Origin of the sequence: Streptomyces katrae (assembly GCF_000966975.1) — a bacterium.
Classification (GTDB): Bacteria; Actinomycetota; Actinomycetes; order Streptomycetales; family Streptomycetaceae; genus Streptomyces; species Streptomyces katrae.
Genome location: NZ_JZWV01001160.1, coordinates 1 through 2,838, shown reverse-complemented (window position 1 = coordinate 2,838; position 2,838 = coordinate 1). Strand labels below are relative to the sequence as shown.

Sequence of the window (2,838 nt, the reverse complement as noted above, 5' to 3'; positions counted from 1 at the left end):
CCGACGCACAGTTCGCCGACGGCTCCCTGCGGTACCGGGCGGCCGCGCCCGTCCAGGACGTACAGGCGGGTGTCGTCCAGGGCGGTGCCGATGGGTACCCGGCCGTCGACGACGTCGCCGGCGCGGGGGTCCAGCCGGTGGTGCGTGGCGAAGGTGGTGGTCTCGGTGGGCCCGTAGGCGTTGACGAGGACGGTGTCCGGAGCCTGCTCCAGGGCACGGGCGAAGGAGTGCGGGGAGGCGGCCTCGCCGCCCGTCCACACCTCCCGGACCCGCGTCAGCAGCTCCACGCACTCCTCGACCACCAGGTTGAACAGGGCGGCCGTGAGGAACATCGAGGTGATCCGGTGGTCCTCCACCAGCCGGGCCAGGGCGGCGGTGTCCACCCGGCCGGGCGGTGCCACGACCACCACCCCGCCGGACAGCAGGGGCACCCACAGTTCGTACGTCGAGGCGTCGAACGACAGCGGGGAGTGGGCCAGCACCCGCCGGTGGGCGGCGCCGAAGGCGGTGTCACGGGCGAGCGCCGCGACATTGGCGTGGGTGACGCCGATGCCCTTCGGCTCGCCCGTGGAACCGGAGGTGTACATCACGTAGGCCAGCTGGTCCGGGGAGCACGGCGGGTACGGGACCGGTGCGGCGGCCGGGGCCCCGTCCGCCGGGGCCGCGGCGTCGAGCACCGGGACGGGCGAGGTACGGACCGCCTCGTGGCCGGCCGTCGCCGGATCGGCGAGCAGCAGGCGGGCGCCGGTCCGCTCCAGCATCCAGTGCAGCCGGGCGACGGGGAACCCCTCGCCCAGCGGGACGTAGAGGCCGCCGGCCTTCAGGACGGCCAGGATCGCCACGGGGAGGTGAACCGAGCGTTCCATCAGCAGGGCGACCGGGGTTTCGCGCTCCACCCCGGCGGCGGCCAGCCGGGCCGCCAGCAGGTCGGACCGGGAGTCGAGTTCGGCGAAGCTCAGGCGGTCGGCGCCGCAGACCACGGCCTCGGCGCCGGGGGCGCGCCGGACCTGCTCGGCGAACAGCTCCACGAGGGAGGCCGGGGCCAGGTCCGGGCGGGCCGTGCCGTGCCCCCCGGCCGCGAGCCGGGCCGCGGTCGGGGCGGAGGGCAGCAGCTCGGCCAGGGGACGGTCGGGCTCCTCGGCGGCGGAGGACAGCAGCTCCAGGTAGTGGCCGAGGACGAGTTCGGCCGTGGCCCGGTCGAACAGGTCGGTGTCGAAGACCAGCGAGCCGGGTCGGTGTCGAAGACCAGCGAGCCGGAGCAGGTCTCGGCGCCCTCGGAGACGAAGACGCTCAGGTCGAAGAGGGAACCGCCGAAGTCCATCCGCTCGGCCCGCGCGTCCAGGCCCGGCAGTCGCAGCCCGGCCGTCTCGTCCTGCGCCGAGGCGAACATCACCTGCACGAGCGGGTTGCGGTCGCCTACCCGCTCGGGGCTCAGGTGCTCCACCAGCCGGTCGAAGGGCACCTCCTGGTGGTCGTACGCGTCCACCGTCGCCCGGCGGACCCGGCCGAGCAGCTCACGGAAGCCCACCTCGCCCGACAGGTCGGCGCGCAGCACCACGGTGTTGACGAAGAACCCGACGAGGGGCTCCAGTTCCACCCGGTCACGTCCGGCCACGGGGGTGCCGACGGCGATGTCCGTGCTGCCCGCGTAGCGGGCCAGGGTGGCCTGGAAGCCGGCCAGGAGCGTCATGAAGAGGGTGGCGCCGGCGCCCTCCGCGATCCCGCGCAGCCGGGTGGTGAGGCGGGCGTCGAGGGTGAACTCCAGGCTCGCGCCGTCGCCGCTGCGACGGGTGGGACGGGGCCGGTCCGCGGGGAGTTCGAGCGCCTCCAGCCCGGCCAGGGACTTCTCCCACCAGCGCAGCCGGCCGTCCATCGCGCCGCTCGCGAACCGGTCGCGCTGGGCACGGGCGTACGCCTGGTAGTCCAGGGGCCTGGTAGTCCAGGGGCAGCGGCGCCTGTGCCAGGGGCCGTCCCGCGAGCAGGGCCGCGTAGCCCTCGGACAGCTCCCGCCACAGCAGGCCCATGGACCAGCCGTCGGTGGCGATGTGGTGGACCACCAGCACCAGCAGGTGGTCCTCGGCGCCGAGCCGGATCAGCAGGGCGCGCAGCAGCGGGCCGGCCGCGAGGTCGAAGGGTCTGCGGACCTCCTCCCGGGCCAGGCCGTGGGCCCGCTCCTCCAGCTCGGCGAGGGGGGCGTCGCCCAGGTCCAGCACCGGCAGCGGGACGGCCTCCGGGGCGGGCAGGACCACCGGGTGCGGGGCGCCGTCGCGCTCCTCGAAGACGGTGCGCAGCGGAGCGTGACGGGCCACGACGGCCGTCAGGGCGCGGCGCAGCTGCTCCGGGTGGAGGCGGCCGCGCAGCCGCACGACCTCGGGGATCGCGTAGCCGGGGGTGCCGTCCGCCATCCGGTCCACCAGCCACATCCGTTCCTGGGCGAACGAGGCGACGGGTTCGGTGGCCGGTCCGTCGGCGGCCGGAGCGGGGACCGGCGCCGGCGCGGTGTCCGGTCCGGCCGCCGTGTCGTCCAGTGCGGCGCGCACACGGCGGCGCAGCAGCTCACGGGCGGCGGCCAGGCGGCTGTCCGTGCCGGTGGCCGGCAGGCTCTCCTGGGTGGTCACGAGGTCTCTCCCTGAAGTACGAGTGAAGGAACGGCGGCGTCGGTGGCGGTGAACGGGGCCGGCTCGGCGTCCAGTTCGGCCAGCAGCAGCGTTTCGACGGCGATGGCGAGGGCGGCGACGGTCCGCTGCTCGAAGAGGGTGTGCAGGGGCAGGTCCAGGCCGAGGGACTGGCGCAGCCGGGCCGCCACCCGGGTGGCGCTCAGCGAATGCCCCCCGAGGG

At 75.6% G+C, this 2,838-nt stretch carries 3 protein-coding genes and 1 pseudogene; all 4 read right to left on the bottom strand.

The genetic code is table 11. The features are described 5' to 3' along the window. Window positions 1-1,028: AMP-binding protein (locus tag VR44_RS41680; protein ID WP_169791070.1), on the bottom strand; the 1,028-nt coding region annotated here is incomplete at its 3' end. Further along, window positions 956-1,873 (bottom strand): condensation domain-containing protein, encoded by a 918-nt coding sequence (locus VR44_RS48620; RefSeq protein WP_052713963.1) that lies wholly within the window; start codon window positions 1,871-1,873, stop codon window positions 956-958. The genes VR44_RS41680 and VR44_RS48620, both read right to left, overlap by 73 nt. 88 nt (window positions 1,874-1,961) lie before the next feature. Beyond that, window positions 1,962-2,540, bottom strand: a pseudogene (locus VR44_RS48615) (condensation domain-containing protein); the annotation flags it as partial. A 74-nt stretch (window positions 2,541-2,614) separates the two neighbouring features. Next, a partial coding sequence (locus tag VR44_RS41665; RefSeq protein ID WP_157880496.1) for a phosphopantetheine-binding protein occupies window positions 2,615-2,838 on the bottom strand: 224 nt, incomplete at its 5' end.